The organism is Defluviitalea phaphyphila (assembly GCF_001466305.1).
Taxonomy (GTDB): domain Bacteria; phylum Bacillota; class Clostridia; order Lachnospirales; family Defluviitaleaceae; genus Defluviitalea_A; species Defluviitalea_A phaphyphila.
In genome coordinates this window covers 15,379-34,328 of sequence record NZ_JWID01000011.1, presented here as the reverse complement: position 1 = coordinate 34,328, position 18,950 = coordinate 15,379, and the positions used below count along the sequence as shown (strand labels likewise).

Genomic DNA, 18,950 nt, shown 5'->3' with positions numbered 1-18,950 from the left:
TCCTCTATATATCAAGATTTCTAACTTGTTTTGCATATTCTTTTATAAATTCTCTTCTAGGTTCTACTTTATCTCCCATTAAAGCTGTAAAAATTTCATCAGCTGCTGCTGCATCTTCTAATTCTATTTTAACTAAAACTCTAGTATCCGGATTCATAGTTGTTTCCCAAAGTTGTTCTGGATTCATCTCTCCAAGACCTTTATATCTTTGCATACTAATATTATCTCGTCCAATTTCATTAAGTAATTTATCTAATTGTTTGTCATTATAAACATAATAAACTTTTTTATTTTTTTCAACCTTATAAAGAGGTGGCTGTGCTATATAAACATGCCCTTTTTCTATCAATTCTCTTAAATATCTATAAATAAAAGTAAGTAGTAAAGTTCTTATATGTGAACCATCCACATCGGCATCAGTCATTATAATTATTTTACCATATCTAAGCTTATTTATATCAAAATCATCTGCAATTCCTGTTCCAAAAGCTGTAATCATAGATCTAATTTCTTCATTGCCAAGTATTTTATCAAGTCTTGTTTTTTCAACATTTAAAATTTTACCTCTTAAGGGTAAAATAGCTTGAGTTTTTCTTGATCTAGCTGATTTTGCAGAACCTCCTGCAGAATCTCCTTCCACTAAATATATTTCACAAAGATCAGGATTTTTTTCCGAACAATCTGCTAATTTTCCAGGAAGACTATTATTTTCTAGTGCACTTTTTCTTCTTGTTAAATCTCTTGCTTTCCTTGCTGCTTCTCTTGCCCTTGAAGCCATTATCCCCTTTTGCAAAATAATTTTTGCAATATTAGGGTTTTGTTCTAAAAAATATGTAAGTTCTTCTGATAAAATAGCTTCAACTACTCCTCTTACTTCACTATTACCAAGTTTTGTTTTTGTTTGTCCTTCAAATTGAGGTTCTTTTACCTTAACACTAATTATAGCTGTAATGCCTTCCCTTAAATCATCTCCAGATAAATTTTTATCATTTTCTTTAAGAATATTATTTTTTCTTCCATAATCATTTAAAGTTTTAGTTATAGCTGATTTAAATCCACTAAGATGAGTTCCGCCTTCAGTAGTATTAATATTATTTACAAAACTAAATATATTTTCAACATAAGAATCATTATGTTGAAAAGCTATTTCAACTTCTATATCATCTTTATTACCTTCACAATAAAAAATTTTATTATATATAGGCGTTTTATTTTTATTTAAATGAGAAATAAATTCCTTTATTCCTCCTTCATAATGGAACACTTTTTCTTTATTATCTCTTAAGTCTTTTAAACAAATTTTTAGACCCTTTGTTAAAAAAGCCGTTTCTTGAAGACGTTTTCTTAAAATATCAAATTGAAATTCAACTTCTTCAAAAATTTCTGCATCTGGTTTAAAATGAACTAAAGTTCCTCTCTTATCAGTATCTCCAACTACAGTTAAAGGTTTTTTAACTTTTCCTCTTTCATAAACTTGTTCATAAATTTTACCTTCCGTAAAAATTTGAACCTTTAACCATTCAGATAAAGCATTTACAACAGAAGCTCCTACTCCATGTAATCCTCCTGATACTTTATATCCACCTCCGCCAAATTTACCTCCAGCATGTAAAATTGTAAAAACAACTTCTACTGCTGGTATTCCTTTTTGTGGATGTAAACCTATGGGGATTCCTCTCCCATTATCTATTACAGTAATGGAGTTATCTTTATTTATATATACTTGTATTTCATTACAATATCCTGCTAAAGCTTCGTCTACTGCGTTGTCTACTATCTCATATACTAAATGATGAAGTCCTTTAATAGAAGTACTTCCAATATACATACCCGGTCTTTTTCGTACGGCTTCTAAACCTTCTAATATTTGTATCTGATTTTCATTATAATCTGGAGTCATTAAATAACTCACTCCTTTTCCAAACTTATAATTATTCTAAAAATATATCAATCCTTTTTTTTAAAGTTGTAGAGGATATAGGAGATAAATAAATTATATTTTTTTCTTTTTTTTTAACAATAACTATAGATTTTATTTTATCTTTACTTTGTGAAATATTTAAAATATTATTATTTTTATTATCTTCTTTTATTAATTCATTATTAAGATTTGAAACCTTTAATGATTTTATATCAAAAATTCCAACTAAATCCTTAATAAAAATTTCTATATCTTCTCCAATATGAAGAAACATAACCATCCTCCCTATTTTAGCCTATTTAAATTAATATTACAACTTTTGAAAATTCTTAATCTTTATATTTCCGTTTTTAACATAAAAAATAGAACCTCTATGTTTTTGCTTTAGGATTATATCCTCTATTCCTGTACAAGTAAGTATCGTTTGTATATCATCTATACTTTCTATTAAATCTTTTTGCCTATTTTCATCTAATTCAGATAATACATCATCTAAAAGCAATATAGGACTTTCATCTATTTCTTTTTTTATTAATTCTATTTCTGAAAGTTTTAAAGAAAGAGCTGCTGTTCTCTGTTGTCCTTGCGAACCATAAGTTTTAAGATCCATTCCATTAATCTTAAAACTTATATCATCTCTATGCGGCCCTAGGGAAGTGGTTTTATTTTGGATGTCTTTTTGTATATTATATTTTAATTTTCCCATAAATTCATTTTTATCCACGCTGGGTATATATCCTATTAATAATTCTTCTTTTTTATCAGTAATATTTCTATGAATTAAAAAAGCTAAATTATTTATTTTATCAATAAAATCTTTCCTTTTTTCGATAATTTTCTCTCCAAAATAAACTAATTGTTCATCCCATATATTAAGCATATCTTTAGAATCTTTACCAGAATTGATATTTTTCAGTAAATAATTTCTTTGTTTTAATACTTTATGATATTTTTGAAGATTATAAAAATACATTCTATCTAATTGACAAAGTTCTATATCTAAAAATCTCCTTCTTTGCCTAGGTCCACTTTTAATTAATTGTAAATCTTCTGGAGAAAATAAAACTACATTCATTATTCCTAATAATTCTCCTAATCTTTGAATAGGTATTCCATTAAGAGCAGCAGATTTTTTGCCATTTTTTTTTAAATGAAAATCAATCTTTTCTACATGATTTTTTTTATTAAGAAATGTTCTAATATGAGTTTCTTCATTTTCCCAACGTATAACTTCTTTTTCGTGGGTAGTTCTATGAGACCTTCCTGTAGCACATAAATAAATAGATTCTAATAAATTAGTTTTTCCTTGAGCATTTTCTCCATATAAAATATTTAATTTTGGGTGTAGAGATAAAGTCAACTCATTATAATTTCTGAATTGATATAAATTCACCTCACTAATATACATTATTCCCACTCCATTAGTCAGTTATAATATAAATTTTACCACCAATATCCACTTTATCTCCTTTTTTTAACTTTTTTCCTCTTTGATTAGTTTTTTCACCATTAATTTTTACATTATTTTCTTTAATAAAATATTTTGCTTCAGCTCCTGAAGAAACAATATTTATATATTTTAAAAATTGGTCTAATTTTATATACTCTGTATTTATCTTTATTTTTTCCAAATCCAACCACTCTTTCTTTTATAATATATAAAAAGTGCGAAAATACATCGCACTCTTTATTATACCATATCCTAAAAATATTACTATACATTTAAAAATCAATTATATAAAAATTTATGCATTTAAACGTATTGGTAAAATTAGATACTTATAATCTTCACCTTCAACTGGTTTAATAATACAAGGATTTAAAGAAGAAATAAATTGAATAACAATCTCTTCATCATCTATAGCTTTTAATGCATCTATTAAATATTTAGGATTAAAAGCTATAATAAGTTCTTTCCCTTCCATCTGAATACTTAATTCTTCCCTTGATGTTCCTAATTCTGTATTAGATGTTATTATTATATTATCTTGAGTTATTTCTATTTTAATAGGATTTTTTCTTCCTTCTCTTGAAATTAACGCTGCTCTTTCTATACTTTGTAATAACAGAGATCTATTTACCCTTATTTTTGTTTCATAATCTTCTGAAAAACTATTTTCATATTTTAAAAATTCTCCTTCTAAAAGTCTAGAAACAACCATACTTTCCCCTAAATCAAATAATATATGTTTATCAGTAAAATATATAAACACTTCATCTTCTTCAGAAGTAAGAATTTTACTGATTTCCCCTAATGTCTTTCCTGGAACGACAACTTCATATTCTTCATTCTCAATTGATAAAGGAACTTTTCTATAAGATACTCTATATCCATCTACTGAAACCATATGCATTGCTTTATCTTTAATTTGTATTAATTCTCCAGTTAAAATAGGTCTTGTATCTTCTGTTGCAACAGAAAAAATTGTTTGTCTTATAATATCTTTTAAAGTTCCTTGTTGTAAAGAAAAAGATTGATTTTTTTCTATTTTTGGAAGTTCTGGAAAATCTAAACCTGATTGACCTGCTATTTTAAATTCTGAATTAACACATTTTATAGTAGTCATAAAATTAGAATCTACATTTATTTTAACTTCATCTTCTGGAAGTTTTCTTACAATCTCAGAAAAAATCTTTGCTTCTAGAGCAATACATCCTGTTTGTTCTACTTTAGCAGGAATAGTACTTTCTATTCCTAACTCTAGATCATTTCCTGTTAATTTTAGATATCCATCTTCTCCTTCTAATAGTATACATTCTAAAATAGGAATAGTTTTTTTACCTGAAATTGCTTTTAAAACAATATTTACAGCATTTAGTAAATCATTTTTCATGCAGGACACTTTCATTGTTGATAACTCCTTTCACTTTTTTAATAATAAAAAATAAAAAGATTTGAGTAGTTATAGTAATAGGGAATGTGGAAATGTGGATAAGTATTAAAATTAAAAGAATACAGGAAAAATAATAATAGAATAAAATTGTGGACAAAAAAAATAAAAATAATTTTTTATCCACATTATAAACAATTTCATGTTTTTAAATTTATTATTAACATATAATTCACTATTAATTAACAAGATAATGTTAATAATTATTTTCCTGTAATTTTCTTTTCTAATTCTTTTATAGCTTGTCTTAATTCATTGTTAGTTTTAATATCATTATTAATTTTTTCATATCCATGAATAATAGTTGTGTGGTCTCTTCCTCCAAATTTTTCTCCTATTTTTGGTAAAGAAAGGTCTGTAAGTTTTCTACATAAATACATAGCAACTTGTCTTGGAAAGGCAACACTTCTGGTTCTTTTTTTAGATTTTAAGTCTTCTGGTCTTAGATTATAATAAGAAGCTACAATTTCTTGAATTAGTTCCGTTGTAATTGTTTTTGGCTTGTCTGTACTTATTAAATCTTTTAAGGCTTCACTGGCAAGTTCTATAGTTATTTCTTGGTTAGCTAAGGTGGAATAGGCTATTATTCTGTTTAAGGCTCCTTCTAATTCTCTAATATTAGAATCTATAGATTTTGCTACAAAAAGAATTACATCATTTGGAACACTAAGTTTTTCTAATTCGGTTTTTTTCCTTAATATTGCTATTCTAGTTTCTAAATCAGGTGGTTGAATATCAGCAATAAGTCCCCATTCGAAACGTGACCTTAGTCTATCTTCTAATGTTTTAATTTCTTTAGGAGGTCTATCACTGGATATGATGATTTGTTTACTGTCTTCATGAAGAGCATTAAATGTATGGAAGAATTCTTCTTCTGTTCTTTCTTTTCCTGCTATGAATTGAATGTCATCAATTAAAAGAACATCTATATTTCTGTATTTATTTCTAAAGGCTTGGTTTTTATCGTCTTTAATTGAATTAATTAATTCATTAGTAAATTTTTCAGAAGAAGCATATAAAACTTTAGCTTTTGGATTTTGGGATAAAATATAATGCCCAATAGAATGCATTAAATGAGTTTTTCCAAGTCCTACACCACCATAAATAAATAAAGGATTGTATGCTTTAGCTGGAGCTTCTGCAACTGCTAAGGCTGCTGCATGAGCCATTCTATTACTATTTCCCACAACAAATGTATCAAAAACATATCTTGGTATTAGATTACTTTGGTTATCTAATGGATCATTTGTTTCTTCCTTTATAGAGGAACTTTTTTTAATTTGTTGGGCTTCATTTTTTGTAACAATTTCTATTTCATATTCATAATGTGTTACTTGAGTTATTGCATTTTGGATAAGCCTTATATATCGATTTCTTAAAATATCTTTAGAAAAATCATCTAGTGTTTCAATTGTTAAAATGTTATCTTTTAAAGATATGGGGTTTAAATTTTTAAACCAAGTTTGGAAACTTACAGGTGATGTTTCTGCTTCCAATATTTTTAGTATACTTGCCCAGTTGTTTATTATGTGATTATTCATTAAAAATTCCTCCTATTGTGCTTAAAAAATTTATATATGCACAAGTTATCAACAATTGTTAATAACAAAAAAAGCTAAATGTGTATTTTGTGAATAATTTTATACATACATTTTTGTTTATAAAATTATGAACAAACTGTTGAAATAATTATACACAAAAGAATAGCTTTAAAAAAAAGAAAATAAAAATAAATTAGATATTTATACACAGTTTTATCCACAGATTGTGAATAAATTAATAAAATGAAAAAGTTATTCACAGATTCTTTTTTATAATAACAAAATTCTTGTGGATAATCAATAATAAAAAAAATTATCCACAAAAAATATTCAACAATAAATATTTTATTATACAGAAATAGGTTCTTGACTAAAAAAAAGATATTTAATATAATTGTAATAGTGCTTACAAAAAAATTACAAAAAAAAGGATTAATAGCCTATGAAATGTAGGTTGATCCGTCATAGATTTATAAGGAGGTGCTGATTATGAAAATGACATTTCAGCCAAAGAAAAGACAAAGAAAAAAAGAACATGGATTTCGTAAAAGAATGAGAACAAGAAGTGGAAGAATTGTATTAAAAAGAAGAAGAGCAAAAGGTAGAAAAAGATTATCAGCATAAACAAGGCCGCATCATTGTGGCCTTGTTGTATACTGCAAATTTTTAAATTTTTTTCCTCCAAATGATAAAATAAAATTTTTAGGAGGATTTTTATGAAATATACAGAATCATTAAAAAAAAACTATCAGTTTAGAAATGTATATAATAAAGGTAATTCTATAGCAAATCGATTTTTAGTTATGTATAAATTAAAAAATGGTAAAGATAAAAATAGATTAGGAATTTCAGTTAGTAAAAAAGTAGGAAATAGTGTAGTTAGAAATAGAATTACCCGATTGATAAGAGAATCCTATAGACTTAAAGAGGAAGAAATTAAAAAAGGATGGGATATAGTAATTATTGCTAGGGTAGCTTCGAAAAATTCAGACTATAATGAAATATCTAAGTCTATTTATAATTTGTTAAAAAAAAGTGAAATGTTGTATAATAAAAATTAAAAGGAAGGAATGAAGTTTATTTTGAAGAAAATTTTTTTAGGATGTATACAATTTTATCGAAAATTCATTTCTCCTTATAAGCCCAGAGTATGTAGATTTTATCCTAGTTGTTCTTTATATACTTATCAAGCAATAGAAAAATATGGAGTTATAAAAGGAGTATATTTAGGAATAAAAAGAATTTTAAAATGTCATCCTTTTCATCCAGGGGGATATGATCCTATTCCATAATATATAAGGAGGAAATAAATTGATAGATGCATTAGCACAGTTTCTAGGTATTATACTTAATGTAATTTTTAATTTTATACATGATATAGGCCCAGCAGGTTCTTTAGGTATAGCTATTATTTTATTTACTATTTTTACTAGAGTATTAATGCTTCCCCTAATGATTAATCAACAAATTTCCATGAGAAGAATGCAGAAAATTCAACCTCAAATTCAAAAAATTCAAAATAAATATAAAGATAAGAAGGACCCAGAATCTCAAAAACAAATGAGTAAAGAATTAGGAGAATTTTATAAAGAAAATAAAGTTAATCCCCTAGGAGGATGTTTACCTTTATTAATTCAAATGCCAATTTTCTTTGCACTATTTAGGGTGTTACAGAAGGCTAGTACATATATTTTAAAATTACATGAAATATATAATCAACTGGCTGTTAAAATCATGGAAACTTCAGGATATCAATCAATATTGCAAGATATATTAAAAAACAAGTCAAATATTAAACTAGATGAAACAGTTTTAAATAATGTAGATAGCCTTCAATCTGTATTATCTCAGTTAACAAGTACAGAATGGGGAAATTTAATAAGCTCTATAAAAACAATTCCAGAGAGTTTAATACAACAAAAGGATAATATAGAAATATTTTTAGGTATTAGTTTAGTAGATAGTCCTAAGGATTTAATGGGACAAGGAGTTATTGTAGCTGTTGTATTATTTGTTTTTATTTCAGCATTTACAACTTATCTTCAATCAAAAATATCTGTAGCAGGAAGTAGTAATCAAAATGAACAAGCAGCTCAAACTCAAAAAACAATGAGTATAATTTTCCCTTTTATAACAGCGTGGATGACATATAGTTTACCAGCAGGATTAGGGATATATTGGATAACAAGTAACATCTTCCAGATAGTGCAACAAATAGCTATCAACAAATATTTAGATAAAACGGGGGAAGGTGAATAAATATGGATTTTGTCGAAAAAACAGGTAAAACAGTCGATGACGCCATAACAGAAGGGTTAATTGAATTAGGGCTTACAAGAGATAAGGTAGAAATTGAAATACTTGATAAGGGGTCTAAAGGTTTTTTAGGTTTAGTTGGTTCTAAAATGGCTAGAGTGCGTTTAAAAAGAAAAATTACTCCAGTCGAAATAGCTATAAATTTTTTAGAAAATATATTTGATAAAATGATGCTTAAAGTTGAAATTGAAGTAAAAAAAATGGATGAAGATAATCAATATATGTTTAATTTAAAAGGCGAAGATATGGGCATTTTAATTGGGAAAAGAGGTCAAACTCTTAATTCTCTTCAATATTTAGTAAATTTAGTTGCAAATAAAAGAAATGAAAATTTCGTTAGAATTACTTTAGATACAGAAAATTATAGAGAAAAAAGAAAAGCAACTTTAGAAAATTTGGCAAGGAATTTAGCAAAGAAAGTAAGATTAACAAGAAAAAGTGTAGTATTAGAACCGATGAATCCTTATGAAAGAAGAATAATACATTTTGCTCTTCAAAATGATAAAACTGTTAAAACTCACAGTGAAGGTGAAGAACCTTATAGAAAAGTAGTTATCACCCCAATAAATAATGGATAAAAAACCCAGTTTGAGCTGGGTTTTTTAAAATGATTAAAAAAGGAGTAATGATATGATAGAAGATACTATTGCAGCTATTTCAACCCCTATGGGAACAGGGGGAATAGGAATTGTTAGAATAAGTGGGAAAGATGCTATAAGTATTGTAAATAATATTTTCCAATCTAAGACAAAAAAAGATTTATTGAAAGTAAAAAGTCACACCATTCATTATGGACATATTATAGATAAGGATAAAAAAAGTATAATAGACGAAGTTTTAGTTATGGTTATGAGAGCGCCAAATACCTATACAAAAGAAGATGTTATAGAAATAAATTGTCATGGAGGAATAATTTCTGTTAGAAAAGTTTTGGAACAGGTTTTAAAAATGGGAGCGAGGATGGCAGAACCTGGAGAATTTACTAAAAGAGCTTTTTTAAATGGACGTATTGATTTATCTCAAGCAGAAGCGGTTATTGATGTTATAACTGCAAAAACTGATGTCTCTTTAAACACTGCGATAAACCAATTAAATGGGAATTTATCTTTGAAAATAAATGAAATAAGAAATACATTATTAGAAATTATGGCTCATATAGAAGCTTCCATAGATTATCCAGAATATGATATAGAGGAATTGAATTACGATACATTAAAAAATAATATAGAAAATATAAAAAATAAAATTAATCTTTTAATAGAAACAACTTCTTCTGGTAAAATCATAAAAGAAGGAGTAAAAACAGTTATCGTAGGTAAGCCTAATGTTGGAAAATCTTCTCTTTTAAATGCACTTTTAAGAGAACAAAGGGCTATTGTAACAGATATACCTGGAACAACTAGAGATGTTTTAGAAGAATATATAAATATTTCGGGTATTCCTTTTAAAATAATAGATACTGCAGGTATTAGGGAAACAGAAGATGTAGTAGAACAAATAGGAGTAAAACGTTCTAAAGAGTGGTTAGAGGTTGCAGATTTAATTATTCTTATATTAGATATATCTACTCCATTAACCAAAGAGGATATTTATATTATGGATTTAATTCAAAATAAAAAAACTATAGTTATATTAAACAAAACAGATTTAGAATCAGTGATAGATAAAGAAGAAATTTATGATAGATTTTCTAAAGATAAAATAATAGAAATGTCAGCTAAAAATATAGAAGATGTAGAAAGATTAGAAAATATTTTAAAAGATATGTTTATAAAAGGCAAGATTACAATGAATGATTCTACTATAATTACAAATATAAGGCATAAAGAAGCTTTAATAAAAGCTGATAGTAGTTTGAAAAATGTTTTAGAAAGTATAAATATGGGAATGCCTGAAGATTGTTTATCTATTGATTTAATGAATGCTTATAAATATTTAGGAGAAATAACAGGAGAATCAGTAGAAGAAGATTTAATAAATAAGATATTTAGTCAATTTTGTTTAGGAAAATAATAAAAGAGGTGGGTATATGACTTATATTGCTGACAATATAGATGTTGCTGTGATTGGTGGAGGACATGCAGGGTGTGAAGCAGCTCTTGCTACAGCTAGAATGGGACTAAAAACTGTATTATTTGCTATTAGTTTAGATAGTATTGCTATGATGCCCTGTAATCCTAGTATAGGTGGAACATCTAAAGGACATTTAGTAAGAGAAATAGACGCTTTAGGTGGAGAGATGGGGAAAAATATAGATAAAACTTTTATACAGTCTAGAATGTTAAATACAGGTAAGGGTCCAGCAGTTCATTCTCTAAGAGCTCAAGCTGATAAACGCCGTTATTCTCAAGAAATGAAAAAAACTTTAGAGACAACAGAAAATTTAAGTATAAAACAAATGGAAATAGTAAAAATTCATGTAGATGAAAATAAAAAAGTAAAAGCAGTGGAAACTGCGAATGGAGCTATTTATAATTGTAAGGCTGCAATTATAGCTACAGGAACTTATTTAAGGGCTCGTTGTTTTATAGGAGATGTAGTTGAGTATACTGGGCCTAATGGTTTAAAACCTGCTAATAAGTTAACAGATAGTTTAAAAGAATTAGGTATAAAAATGCTTAGATTTAAAACAGGAACTCCCTCTAGGGTTGATAAGAGAAGTATAGATTTTTCAAAATTAGAAGAACAGCCAGGAGATGAAAAAATAGTTCCATTTTCTTTTGAAAATGATTCAAAATCAATTTATAGAGAACAAATTTCTTGCTGGCTCACTTATACTAATGATAAAACTCATAAAATTATAAAAGATAATCTTCATAGGTCTCCTTTATATGGAGGAAAAATAGAAGGAATTGGACCAAGATATTGTCCTTCTATTGAAGATAAAGTAGTACGTTTTGAAGATAAAGAAAGACATCAAGTTTTTCTTGAACCAGAAGGGGAAAACACTATGGAAATGTATGTTCAAGGGATGTCTTCTTCTTTACCAGAAGATGTACAGATTTCTATGTTAAGAACCCTTCCTGGATTTGAAAAATGTGAAGTAATGAGAACAGGATATGCCATAGAATATGATTGCATTGATTCAACTCAATTAAGACATACTTTAGAATTTAAAGAAATAGATGGATTATTTAGTGCAGGTCAATTTAACGGAAGTTCAGGATATGAAGAAGCAGCGGCTCAAGGGATAGTAGCAGGAATTAATGCAGGACTTAAAATACTAAATAAAGACCCTATGATAATAGACCGTTCAGAAGGATATATAGGAGTACTTATTGATGATTTAGTTACTAAAGGAACAAATGAGCCTTACAGGATGATGACTTCAAGAGCTGAATATAGACTTCTTTTAAGACAAGATAATGCAGATATTCGCTTAACACAAAAAGGATATGAGGTAGGTCTTATTTCAAAAGAAAGATATGAAAAGTTTTTAGAAAAGAAAAGGTTAATAGAAGAAGAAATAGAAAGAATGAAAAAAACAATTGTTGGAGTTAAGCCTAATGTTCAAGAGTTTCTTAAAGCTAACAATAGTACTCCATTAAGGTCAGGTATATCTCTTTTAGAACTTATAAAAAGACCAGAATTAGATTATTATAAAATTAGAGAAATTGACCCAAATCCAAGAGATCTACCTGATGCAGTTAAAGAACAAGTTAATATTCAAATAAAATATGATGGTTATATTAAACGACAAATGCAGCAGGTAGAACAATTTAAAAAATTAGAAAGAAAACTTCTTAAAGAAGATATAGATTATTTAAGTATTAAAGGACTTAGAATAGAAGCAGCTCAAAAATTAAATAAAATAAAACCAAGGTCCATAGGACAAGCATCTAGAATATCCGGAGTTTCGCCTGCAGATATATCTGTTTTATTAGTATACTTAGAGCAATTAAATAGAAAAAAAGAATTAGATTATTGAGGGATTTATATGGAAATTATAGAATATTTAAAAGAAGGAAGTAAAAATTTAAACATAACTTTAAATAGTAATCAAATAGATCAGTTTATAAAATATAAAGATCTTCTTATTAAATGGAATGAAAAGATGAATTTGACAGCTATTACAGAGGATAAAGATATTATTATAAAGCATTTTTTAGATTCTATATCTATTGGGTCTGTATTTGATTTCTCTTCTGTAGAAAATATTATTGATATAGGAACAGGAGCAGGTTTTCCTGGTGTTCCATTAAAAATAACATATCCTGAAGTTAAAATTACTTTAGTAGATTCATTAAATAAAAGAATAGAATTTTTAAAAGAAGTTAGTTTAAAACTTTCTTTAGAGAATGTAGAGTTAATTCACAGTAGAGCAGAAGAATTAGGTAAAGATAAAAAATATAGAGAAAGTTATGATATATGTGTATCTAGAGCAGTAGCTAATTTATCAGTTTTATCAGAATATACTCTTCCATTTATAAAACTTGGCGGAATGTTTCTTTGTATGAAAAGTATTAATAGCGAAAAAGAAATAGAAGAAGCAAAAAAAGCTATATCAGTTTTAGGTGGAGAAATAGTAGATATAAAAGATATATCTATTCCTTTTAGTGATATTAAACATAGGATTATATTTATAAAAAAGGTAAATCAAACTCCTACAAAATACCCAAGAAAACCAGGTAAACCCAGTAAAAATCCTATAAAATAATAAAAAAATTTTTTATTATCAAAAGACTATGTTATAATACAGATAATAGATATTTTCCGATAGAACTGTAAGAGGAGAGATAGATATAATGCAGATAGATAAATCAAAAGAATTAAAAGTAGAATTTATTCCTGTTGATAAAATACGTCCTAACCCATATCAGCCAAGAAAAAATTTTGATAAAAAAGCCCTTGAAGAATTAACAAATTCAATAAAAGAATATGGAGTTATGCAGCCTATAACTGTCCGTATGATTGGAAATTCAAGTTATGAATTAGTAGCAGGAGAAAGAAGACTTAGAGCTTGTAAAAATGCAGGTTTAGATGTAATTCCAGCAGTTTTAGTCGATGTAAATGATCAAGATAGTGCAGTATTATCTCTTATTGAAAATCTCCAAAGAGAAGAATTAAATTTTCTAGAGGAATCAGAAGCTTATAATAATTTAATGCAAGATTATGGTTTTACTCAAGAAGAATTAGCGAAAAGATTAGGAAAAAGTCAATCTACTATTGCTAATAAGCTTAGATTATTAAAGTTATCTTCTGAAGTTAAAAAAGTAATATTAGAAAATAATTTATCGGAAAGACATGCAAGAGCTCTACTTAGATTACCAGATGAAAAAATGCAATTTATGGTTTTAAAAAGGGTAATATCACAAGGACTAAATGTTAAAAAAACAGAAGAATTAGTAGAAAAAATGATTGAAAAAATAATTAATAAATCACAAGAAAAAAAAGAACAAAAAATGAAAAGATATCTAAAAGATATTAGATTATTTACTAATACTATACAGCAGGCAGTGGATTTAATTCAACAGTCTGGAGTAGAAGCAAAATATACTATGGAAGAAAAAGAAGATTTCTATGAAATAAAAATAAAAATACCTATAAAATAGAGATGGGCGAAATATTTCGCCCATTTTTAAAGTTTAAAAATTTAATTAAAAAAATTTTTGCAAACTTCATTAAAATAAAAAGGTTCCTCTTCATGGGGCATAGTTTTTGATTTTCTAAATATGTAAGAAGTTATAGAAGGATTAATTTTAGTCCATTCATTTAATAAATCTTTAGAAACTAATGGATTTTCTTTTCCCCAAATAGTACAAATAGGACAAGAAATTTTATTAAGAAAATTCGTTATATTTATATTCATATATCCTCCTAAAAATGAAGCAAGAAGATATCTAGAAGAAGCTCCTCCTGCTTTAGAAGCTAAATAATAATTATCTACTAGAGAGGGAGCTATAGAAAAAGATGAATTATATAATTTAGTTTTAATAAAATAATAAATATATAATTTTGAAGAAATTAAATTATAAAAAGTTGTTCCTATAATAGGAGTTTCTATAAATAGTTTTATTATTTTACTTTTAAAAGTAGGAGAATCTATTTGTTCTTTTATTCCAGTAGGAGAAATTAAAATTAATTTTTTAAATAAGTTTGGAGAAAAATTAGCTGCTATTACTGCAAAAGATGCTGATTGAGAATTAGCTATAACAAAGGTTGGTTCTTTAATAACATTTTTAATAAAATCTTGGATAAGCTGAACATATAAAAAAGCAGTATAAGTTAATTTAGGTCTTGAAGAATATCCAAATCCTAATAAATCTATACTATATACTTTAAAATGTTTAGAAAGATAAGGAATATTTTTTCTCCATTCATAAGAAGAAGTTCCATTTCCTATTCCATGAATAAGTAAAAGAGGAGGCCCTTCTCCTCTAACTTTATAAGCTATTTTACCTAATTTCCATAAATAAATTTTATCAGGGCTATCTTTTGCATTATATTTTTTTGAACCTAATTTAAATATAATACTATTAAGTAAAGTAATAAAAGATGTTAAAAAAATAAAATTAACTAAAAATTTTTTTTTCTTCATTATAAAGCCCCTTTCTTTTGTTATAAAAAACATAGCTAGGAATTAAAAAATGAAAAAGTATAAAATTAGAAGAAAATATACCAGAATCATTTATAAAAATTACAACTAAAGATATCACAACAAATAAATTTCGCCATTTTTTATTAAAATAATCTAAAAATTTAAATTTAACTGTTAAAAATAATTGAAATAATAGTATAATATTTAGGGGTGGAATTAAAAATAAAAAAAATATACACTTGATTTTATTATACATAATTTTAAATGAAAAAGCAAAATTTTCATTTAAAATAGAATTAATCCAGATTCCCCAATGAGTAGAAACATTTTGATTTAAATCCCAACTAATAAAATAATTTTGAAGAAATAAAAATCCTATAAGAAATAATATTATATAAAGATATTTTTTAATTACAGAAGTTTCAAAAATAAAAGTACACATTATTATAGAAAAAAAACAACTTATCATTCCTCCAACATTAGCTCCATATTTAGGAGAAAAGCAAATGATACAAATGATTAATAAAGCATCAATAAATATTAAAAAATTTCTTGTTTTCATGTTATTAAGTACATAAAATATTCCCAAAATGTTTCCAATAAATATTCCAATAAAATCGTTATTCCAACCATAAAATCTATTTCCTTTAAAAATATTATTAAAACCTATGGGGCTTTGATATAGAAATTTATTAGAAAAAGTAAAATAAAAAAGAAATAATAAAGTAATTATATTGATATATAAAAAAACTTTTTTAGGATTTAAATTATATAATAAAAATAATTTACTAAGGATTAAAGATATAATTATGATAAAGAAACTTTTTATTATTCCATTTAAATTAATAAAAGGTGAAAGCCCAAAAAAACAAGATAAATTAGGGCATAAAAATATTATATAACTAAAAAAAATACGTTTAGATTTAAATATAATAAAACTAAAGAAAATAATAACTAAATATCCTATTAAAAAATATCTACTATATAATAAATAAAAATTTTTATTAAAAATTTTTTTAATAAATAAATGAGGATTGTTAATTTCTTTGAAATAAATATAATTAGATTGTGAAAAAATATCTTCATATTTAATGAAACCCAATTTTTTAGTAGTTTTACTATATAATATTCCAGATTTATTATTTTCTATGTAAAGCGGATTAATTCTATTAGATATAGAAGTAATTATTAATTTTCTATTATTTTTAAAAGATAATAAATATTCTAATTCGTTTTTTTCAACATTTACTAATATAATAGGATTATTTAGCTTATATCCTACTGTTATGTAATCTCTCAAATTCATATATATAGAATTATTGTTTATTTTTTTAAAATCTAAAAAAACTTGTTTGGAATTTTTTTTAATATTATTATATAATAAAGAATGTATGCCATAATAGGGGAAAATTTCATCGTTTATTGATAAATCTGATACCAAAACAATTAATAAATTTTCTTTGAAATAAGATTTATAATAAGCTCCATGTATTTTTATAGGGAAAATTAAAAAAAAGTGTATAATAAGTATAAAAAAACATACTACTCTTTTCAAAAAATCACTCATTCCAATTAAATATTTAGTAAAGGTTTTAAATAATTCATAAATATAAAACTAAACATATAAAGACATGATATAAATGCTATAAAAATACAAAAGAAAATAGATTCAAAATTTTTTGGATGAGTTTTATAAATATGAAAACTAAGAGTTAATAATGTAAAACATGATATAATTAAAAACATAAAGTTCTCCATTTATTATTTTAATCCTTTATTTATAATGTGTAATATAAAAATTTTTATTCATTAATTAAAAATTTTTATAAAATAAAAATTTAGTAGAAAGGGTAAAAAAATGCATGAGCTTAATATGGAACAATTAGATGAAATAGTAAAAAGAACAATTGATAGTATTGAACAAAGTAAAAATGAAATTTATGATATAGCAGAACATGCAAAAAACGAATATGATAAACTAAAACAAGAATTAATAGATTTAAAAAAAAATATAAGAGAAACTATAGATAAAGTTGAAAAATACGAAAGGGATTTAAAAAAAAGCAAACAAAAACTTATGATGATAAATAAAAATTTTGATAAATATTCTCAAAAGGATATGGAGTTAATATATAATAAAACTGATGAAATTAGAATTAATTTAGCTGTAGAACGAGAAAGAGAACAAATGTTAATTCAAAGAAGAAATGATTTAGAATCTCGGTTAAAATCCTCACAACAGATTATAAAAAAGGCAGAAAATTTAATAAATCATGTAGCTGTTGCCTTAAATTTTTTAGCTGGAGATTTAAGAAATATTTCTAATCAAATAGAAGATTTACAAGAAAAAAAGAGTTTAGGAATTAAAATTTTAAAAGCACAGGAAACAGAAAGACAAAGGGTAGCAAGAGAGATTCATGATGGACCTGCTCAATCCATGTCAAATGTAGTTTTAAAAGCAGAGCTATGTCTTAAATTATTAGATAAAGATATAAATAAAACGAGAAATGAATTAATTAATTTAAAAGAAATGGTTAGGACAAGTATTCAAGATGTTAGAAGGATTATTTATGATTTAAGACCTATGTCGTTAGATGATTTAGGTATAGTTCCTACTTTAGAAAGATATATATCAAAAATAACAGAACAACATAATATAGTTATTAAATTTAATGTTGTTGGTTCTCCTTATTTTCTTACATCTATTATATCTCTTACTTTATTTAGAATAGCTCAAGAAGCTATAAATAATATTTTAAAACATTCTAGGGCAACAGAAGCATCTGTTAAATTGTTATTTTCAAAAAAATATGTAGAACTTTTTATTAATGATAATGGGCAAGGATTTAATATAGAAGAAGTACAAGAAAGAATAAAAGATGATGGAAGTGGCTTTGGGTTATCTAGTATGAAAGAAAGAGCCCAATTATTAGAAGGGCAATTTATTATAAAATCAAAACCTAATCAAGGAACGCGCTGTTATATTAGAATACCATTAAAAGAAAAAGGGGTGTAACAAATGAAAAAATAAAAGTGATTATAGCTGATGACCATTCAATGGTAAGAGAAGGGCTAAAACAATTAATAGAATTAAATGAAAATATCGAAGTTATAGACCAAGCTGGCAATGGAGAAGAAGTAATACAAAAAGCCTTAGAAAAAAAACCAGATGTAATTTTAATGGATATAAATATGCCGGTTTTAAATGGGATTGAAGCAGTGAAAAAATTAAAAGAAAAAAATTCTCCTTGTAAGATCATAATGTTAACAATTCATGATGAAATAGAATATCTTTTTGAAACAGTAGAGATGGGAATAGACGGTTATATATTAAAAGATTCGGAATCAGAAGTTTTAATTAATGCTATTAAAACAGTTTATAAAGGAGAAACTTATATTCAACCTAATATGGCAGTTCATTTAGTTAAAAAAGCAAATAGAATAAAAAATGGTAATAATAAAAATAATATAAAAGAAGAAAAAAATCAATTAACTAAAAGAGAATTAGAAGTATTAAAACTTATTACAGAAGGATTATTAAATAAAGAAATAGCCCATAAACTTTGTATAAGTGAAAAGACCGTTAAAAATCATGTATCTAATATATTTAAAAAGATTGATGTATATGATAGAACTCAAGCTGCAGTATATGCCATAAAAGAAAAAATTGTTGATATAAAATAATAATTTCACTATACTATTTATTTAATATACTTGATTTTTCTTTTTTAAAAAGCTACAAT

Annotated in this window: 19 protein-coding genes; 11 read left to right on the top strand and 8 right to left on the bottom strand. The window is 25.5% G+C overall.

Annotation, left to right across the window (positions count from 1 at the left end; translation table 11 throughout):
* Window positions 1–4: 4 nt before the first annotated feature.
* From gyrB to dnaA, 6 genes are all read right to left on the bottom strand, one after another.
* Window positions 5–1,900, bottom strand: coding sequence for a DNA topoisomerase (ATP-hydrolyzing) subunit B (gene gyrB / locus OM90_RS08175; protein ID WP_058486405.1), 1,896 nt, complete (start codon window positions 1,898–1,900; stop codon window positions 5–7).
* Between the two features lie 31 nt (window positions 1,901–1,931).
* Entirely contained in the window at window positions 1,932–2,195 is a 264-nt protein-coding gene (remB, locus tag OM90_RS08170; protein ID WP_058486404.1) for an extracellular matrix regulator RemB, read from the bottom strand.
* A 36-nt stretch (window positions 2,196–2,231) separates the two neighbouring features.
* Window positions 2,232–3,329, bottom strand: coding sequence for a DNA replication/repair protein RecF (gene recF, locus OM90_RS08165; RefSeq protein WP_058486403.1), 1,098 nt, complete (start codon window positions 3,327–3,329; stop codon window positions 2,232–2,234).
* Between the two features lie 13 nt (window positions 3,330–3,342).
* On the bottom strand, window positions 3,343–3,552 hold the full coding sequence (gene yaaA, locus OM90_RS08160) for a S4 domain-containing protein YaaA (RefSeq protein WP_058486402.1): 210 nt from the start codon (window positions 3,550–3,552) through the stop codon (window positions 3,343–3,345).
* A gap of 114 nt (window positions 3,553–3,666) precedes the next feature.
* Window positions 3,667–4,770 carry a DNA polymerase III subunit beta gene (dnaN, locus tag OM90_RS08155; RefSeq protein WP_058486401.1) on the bottom strand — a complete coding sequence of 368 codons (1,104 nt, stop codon included), beginning with the start codon at window positions 4,768–4,770 and terminating at the stop codon, window positions 3,667–3,669.
* Window positions 4,771–5,015: 245 nt separating this feature from the next.
* Window positions 5,016–6,353 carry a chromosomal replication initiator protein DnaA gene (gene dnaA, locus OM90_RS08150; protein WP_058486400.1) on the bottom strand — a complete coding sequence of 446 codons (1,338 nt, stop codon included), beginning with the start codon at window positions 6,351–6,353 and terminating at the stop codon, window positions 5,016–5,018.
* 489 nt (window positions 6,354–6,842) lie between these two features.
* On the opposite strand from dnaA, the gene rpmH reads away from it, so the two are divergent.
* The 9 genes from rpmH to noc all read left to right on the top strand — a co-directional run bounded on the left by rpmH (window position 6,843) and on the right by noc (window position 14,221).
* Window positions 6,843–6,977, top strand: coding sequence for a 50S ribosomal protein L34 (rpmH, locus tag OM90_RS08145; protein WP_058486399.1), 135 nt, complete (start codon window positions 6,843–6,845; stop codon window positions 6,975–6,977).
* 92 nt (window positions 6,978–7,069) lie between these two features.
* Entirely contained in the window at window positions 7,070–7,414 is a 345-nt protein-coding gene (gene rnpA, locus OM90_RS08140) for a ribonuclease P protein component (protein ID WP_058486398.1), read from the top strand.
* A gap of 21 nt (window positions 7,415–7,435) precedes the next feature.
* Complete coding sequence (yidD, locus tag OM90_RS08135; RefSeq protein WP_058486479.1) at window positions 7,436–7,645, top strand: membrane protein insertion efficiency factor YidD; 210 nt, start codon at window positions 7,436–7,438, stop codon at window positions 7,643–7,645.
* 19 nt (window positions 7,646–7,664) lie between these two features.
* On the top strand, window positions 7,665–8,612 hold the full coding sequence (locus tag OM90_RS08130) for a YidC/Oxa1 family membrane protein insertase (RefSeq protein WP_058486397.1): 948 nt from the start codon (window positions 7,665–7,667) through the stop codon (window positions 8,610–8,612).
* A 2-nt stretch (window positions 8,613–8,614) separates the two neighbouring features.
* Window positions 8,615–9,247, top strand: a complete 633-nt coding sequence (gene jag / locus OM90_RS08125) for an RNA-binding cell elongation regulator Jag/EloR (RefSeq protein ID WP_058486396.1) — start codon at window positions 8,615–8,617, stop codon at window positions 9,245–9,247.
* 52 nt (window positions 9,248–9,299) lie between these two features.
* Complete coding sequence (gene mnmE / locus OM90_RS08120; protein WP_058486395.1) at window positions 9,300–10,682, top strand: tRNA uridine-5-carboxymethylaminomethyl(34) synthesis GTPase MnmE; 1,383 nt, start codon at window positions 9,300–9,302, stop codon at window positions 10,680–10,682.
* Window positions 10,683–10,698: 16 nt separating this feature from the next.
* Window positions 10,699–12,597 (top strand): tRNA uridine-5-carboxymethylaminomethyl(34) synthesis enzyme MnmG, encoded by a 1,899-nt coding sequence (gene mnmG / locus OM90_RS08115; RefSeq protein ID WP_058486394.1) that lies wholly within the window; start codon window positions 10,699–10,701, stop codon window positions 12,595–12,597.
* 9 nt (window positions 12,598–12,606) lie between these two features.
* Window positions 12,607–13,326, top strand: coding sequence for a 16S rRNA (guanine(527)-N(7))-methyltransferase RsmG (gene rsmG, locus OM90_RS08110; RefSeq protein WP_058486393.1), 720 nt, complete (start codon window positions 12,607–12,609; stop codon window positions 13,324–13,326).
* Between the two features lie 88 nt (window positions 13,327–13,414).
* Window positions 13,415–14,221 (top strand): nucleoid occlusion protein, encoded by an 807-nt coding sequence (gene noc / locus OM90_RS08105; protein ID WP_058486392.1) that lies wholly within the window; start codon window positions 13,415–13,417, stop codon window positions 14,219–14,221.
* A 41-nt stretch (window positions 14,222–14,262) separates the two neighbouring features.
* Here noc and OM90_RS08100 read toward each other — a convergent pair whose 3' ends face one another.
* Window positions 14,263–15,207, bottom strand: a complete 945-nt coding sequence (locus tag OM90_RS08100) for an alpha/beta fold hydrolase (RefSeq protein WP_058486391.1) — start codon at window positions 15,205–15,207, stop codon at window positions 14,263–14,265.
* Complete coding sequence (locus OM90_RS08095) at window positions 15,182–16,507, bottom strand: hypothetical protein (protein ID WP_207643865.1); 1,326 nt, start codon at window positions 16,505–16,507, stop codon at window positions 15,182–15,184. The genes OM90_RS08100 and OM90_RS08095 overlap by 26 nt, the downstream gene beginning before the upstream one ends.
* 558 nt (window positions 16,508–17,065) lie before the next feature.
* Between OM90_RS08095 and OM90_RS08090 the strand changes: the two genes are divergently transcribed.
* Both OM90_RS08090 and OM90_RS08085 read left to right on the top strand, forming a co-directional pair.
* Window positions 17,066–18,223, top strand: coding sequence for a sensor histidine kinase (locus OM90_RS08090; RefSeq protein WP_058486389.1), 1,158 nt, complete (start codon window positions 17,066–17,068; stop codon window positions 18,221–18,223).
* A 17-nt stretch (window positions 18,224–18,240) separates the two neighbouring features.
* Window positions 18,241–18,891, top strand: coding sequence for a response regulator (locus OM90_RS08085; protein ID WP_278335798.1), 651 nt, complete (start codon window positions 18,241–18,243; stop codon window positions 18,889–18,891).
* Window positions 18,892–18,950: the final 59 nt, after the last annotated feature.

Excerpts from the sequence above, each read along its gene's own strand:
- mnmE (WP_058486395.1), top strand. The coding sequence starts at position 9,300 with ATGATAGAAGATACTATTGCAGCTATTTCAACCCCTATGGGAACAGGG.
- gyrB (WP_058486405.1), bottom strand. The coding sequence starts at position 1,900 with ATGACTCCAGATTATAATGAAAATCAGATACAAATATTAGAAGGTTTA.
- rpmH (WP_058486399.1), top strand. The coding sequence starts at position 6,843 with ATGAAAATGACATTTCAGCCAAAGAAAAGACAAAGAAAAAAAGAACAT.
- remB (WP_058486404.1), bottom strand. The coding sequence starts at position 2,195 with ATGTTTCTTCATATTGGAGAAGATATAGAAATTTTTATTAAGGATTTA.
- OM90_RS08090 (WP_058486389.1), top strand. The coding sequence starts at position 17,066 with ATGCATGAGCTTAATATGGAACAATTAGATGAAATAGTAAAAAGAACA.
- recF (WP_058486403.1), bottom strand. The coding sequence starts at position 3,329 with ATGTATATTAGTGAGGTGAATTTATATCAATTCAGAAATTATAATGAG.
- rsmG (WP_058486393.1), top strand. The coding sequence starts at position 12,607 with ATGGAAATTATAGAATATTTAAAAGAAGGAAGTAAAAATTTAAACATA.
- jag (WP_058486396.1), top strand. The coding sequence starts at position 8,615 with ATGGATTTTGTCGAAAAAACAGGTAAAACAGTCGATGACGCCATAACA.
- noc (WP_058486392.1), top strand. The coding sequence starts at position 13,415 with ATGCAGATAGATAAATCAAAAGAATTAAAAGTAGAATTTATTCCTGTT.
- OM90_RS08100 (WP_058486391.1), bottom strand. The coding sequence starts at position 15,207 with ATGAAGAAAAAAAAATTTTTAGTTAATTTTATTTTTTTAACATCTTTT.
- dnaA (WP_058486400.1), bottom strand. The coding sequence starts at position 6,353 with ATGAATAATCACATAATAAACAACTGGGCAAGTATACTAAAAATATTG.
- rnpA (WP_058486398.1), top strand. The coding sequence starts at position 7,070 with ATGAAATATACAGAATCATTAAAAAAAAACTATCAGTTTAGAAATGTA.
- mnmG (WP_058486394.1), top strand. The coding sequence starts at position 10,699 with ATGACTTATATTGCTGACAATATAGATGTTGCTGTGATTGGTGGAGGA.
- dnaN (WP_058486401.1), bottom strand. The coding sequence starts at position 4,770 with ATGAAAGTGTCCTGCATGAAAAATGATTTACTAAATGCTGTAAATATT.